Consider the following 2,028-nt stretch of genomic DNA (forward strand, 5'->3'; position numbering starts at 1 on the left):
GGCAGGGGTTTCCGGGGTGGTGTCGCTGTTCCTCGGGGTCGGTTCGTCGTTCGTCGCCGGGGTCGCGGTGGCCATGGCGTTCGGCTACACCGATGCGGTCAGCCTGACCACCAATCCTTTCTGCCCGCCGGTGGCGACGCCGCCGACGTAGGACAGCACCAGGCCGAGGAAGATCGCGATCGCCGAGCCGTGCAGGCGCCCGCGGGTGAGGCGCGCCGACAACCAATAGGACACCGCCATGGTCACGCCGATGATGGCGAAGCCGCTGATCAGGCCGTAGCCATTGATGACTTTGTTCAGGGACTCGAACATGGCGCTCACCCCTGCACGCTGGTGCGCGGTTTCAACGGCGGGGCGCCTTCGGCTTTCTTCCGGCCGAAGCGGTCGAGCAGCGGGACCAGGGCGAAGGCCACGGCGACCGCGGCGATGCCGGCGAGGATAGCGGCCGGCCCGCCGCTCAGCGCGCCGAGGACATTCTGCTGGGCGGCCATGGCGACCACGATGGGAATGTAGACCGCGCTCCAGAACTCCACGCCCTGCTCGGTCTTCGCCGAGAGCAGGCCACGCTTGCCCAGGTAGCTGCCGACGAAGATCAGCAGCAGCATGGCGATGCCGACGCCACCGACGTTGGCCGGCACGCCGAGCAGCACGCCAAGGATCTCGCCGATGAACAGCCCGGCGAGGGTACACAGAGACAGCAGTGCGACACCGTAGATAATCATTATTGTTGTCCTCGGTTGCGGATCGATGTTGTTGTTTTTATGCCTCGAACGAACGCTTATCGGGTTCTCTTTTCCTCCTCGCGCAACAGCGCGTCCAGGGTATCCGCCCGGGAGCCTTCGAAGGCCGGCGTGGCGCAGCCGAACAGAGGCCGCGCCAGCCCGCTGAGGATCCGTCCCGGCGGCAGCTCGAGATGCAGGCGGGCACCGCGCTCGTAGGCGCTGCGCAATGTCGCCAGCCACTCGACGCGGCGCGCCATGTTGCCGGCGAGATCGTCGGCCAGCGCGGCAGGTTCGGCGACCAGGCGCGCCCGGCTGCTGCTCAGGTAGGGCACGCGCGGCCGACGCAGGCGGATACCGGCGAAGGCTTCGGCCAGGCGCGCGGCCGGTTCGTCGAGCAGCGCACAGTGCGACGGTACGCTCACCGCCAGGCGCTTCGCCGCGCTGGCACCCGCGGCACGCGCGCGTTCGGCGAGGGCGGCCAGCGCCGCTTCGCTGCCGGCCACCACCAGTTGCCGCTCGGCGTTGACGTTGGCCAGGTAGAGCGGCGGGTGCTCGCGCCGCACCGCCAGGATCAGCGCTTCCAGTTGCGCCTGGTCGAGACCGAGGATGGCGCTCATCCCGTAGCCCTCGGGCCAGGCGGCCTGCATCAGTTCGCCACGCAGCGCCACCAGACGCAGCGCGTCGTCGAAGTCCAGCGCGCCGGCCACCACCGCCGCCGGATAGGCGCCGATGGACAGCCCGGCGACCAGCCCCGGCCGATGCCCGCGCGTCTCCAGCAGGCGGCTGGCGGCGACCCCGGCGATCAGCAGGCACAACTGCACCGCGCGGGTGCCGCGCAAGGCCTCGGCGCTCTCCAGTTCGGCCGGCGCCTGGCCGAGACAGTCCGCCGCCTGCTCCAGGCAGGCGCGCACCGGCGGTTCGTCGGGCAAGGCCGCGAGCATGCCGGGACGTTGGGCACCCTGGCCGGGATAGGCGAACAGCACGCTCATGCCTCGACCTCCGCGACCCGCCAGGGGTCTTCCAGCAACAGCGGCGCCTCGCTGCCTTTCGCCAGCACCCGGGGCCGACCCTCGGCCCATTCGCGCAGGGCCACGCCGCCCGCCGGGGTCTGCAGTTGCAGGTCGATCCGGCAGGGACACTGCTCGAAGCATTGCAGCAGGCGCAGCGCGTCATCGCGCGGGAACGGGCGCGGGGTGCGCAGCAGCAGATCGAGGTCGCTGTCCGGATGCAGCACGGCGACCCCGCTGGCCAGCTCGAAACCGGCGCCGCCGGTCACGCCCCAGGCCAGTCCCAGCGCGTTCAGCGG

At 70.9% G+C, this 2,028-nt stretch carries 3 protein-coding genes and 2 pseudogenes; 1 reads left to right on the forward strand and 4 read right to left on the reverse strand.

All coding sequences use genetic code 11. The annotated features are described in order from the left end of the window. Positions 1-112 (forward strand): annotated as a pseudogene (locus tag FFS27_RS32170) (malonate transporter subunit MadM); the annotation flags it as partial. Here the strand turns inward: FFS27_RS32170 and FFS27_RS32175 are convergent. The 4 genes and pseudogenes from FFS27_RS32175 to FFS27_RS32190 all read right to left on the reverse strand — a co-directional run. After that, a pseudogene (locus FFS27_RS32175) lies at positions 109-312 on the reverse strand (malonate transporter subunit MadM); the annotation flags it as partial. The pseudogenes FFS27_RS32170 and FFS27_RS32175 sit on opposite strands and share 4 nt — an antisense overlap. Before the next feature lie 5 nt (positions 313-317). After that, positions 318-722, reverse strand: a complete 405-nt coding sequence (madL, locus tag FFS27_RS32180; protein ID WP_003084010.1) for a malonate transporter subunit MadL — start codon at positions 720-722, stop codon at positions 318-320. Between the two features lie 56 nt (positions 723-778). Further along, complete coding sequence (gene mdcH, locus FFS27_RS32185; RefSeq protein ID WP_023100721.1) at positions 779-1,711, reverse strand: malonate decarboxylase subunit epsilon; 933 nt, start codon at positions 1,709-1,711, stop codon at positions 779-781. Continuing rightward, positions 1,708-2,028, reverse strand: a 321-nt coding sequence (locus tag FFS27_RS32190; RefSeq protein WP_137952523.1) for a malonate decarboxylase holo-ACP synthase, incomplete at its 5' end; no start/stop codon positions are given. The genes mdcH and FFS27_RS32190, both read right to left, overlap by 4 nt.

It is taken from the genome of Pseudomonas sp. 2VD (assembly GCF_005503585.1).
GTDB classification, from domain to species: domain Bacteria; phylum Pseudomonadota; class Gammaproteobacteria; order Pseudomonadales; family Pseudomonadaceae; genus Pseudomonas; species Pseudomonas aeruginosa.

Coding starts and splice junctions, on each gene's coding strand:
- madL (WP_003084010.1), bottom strand. CDS start 722: ATGATTATCTACGGTGTCGCACTGCTGTCTCTGTGTACCCTCGCCGGG.
- mdcH (WP_023100721.1), bottom strand. CDS start 1,711: ATGAGCGTGCTGTTCGCCTATCCCGGCCAGGGTGCCCAACGTCCCGGC.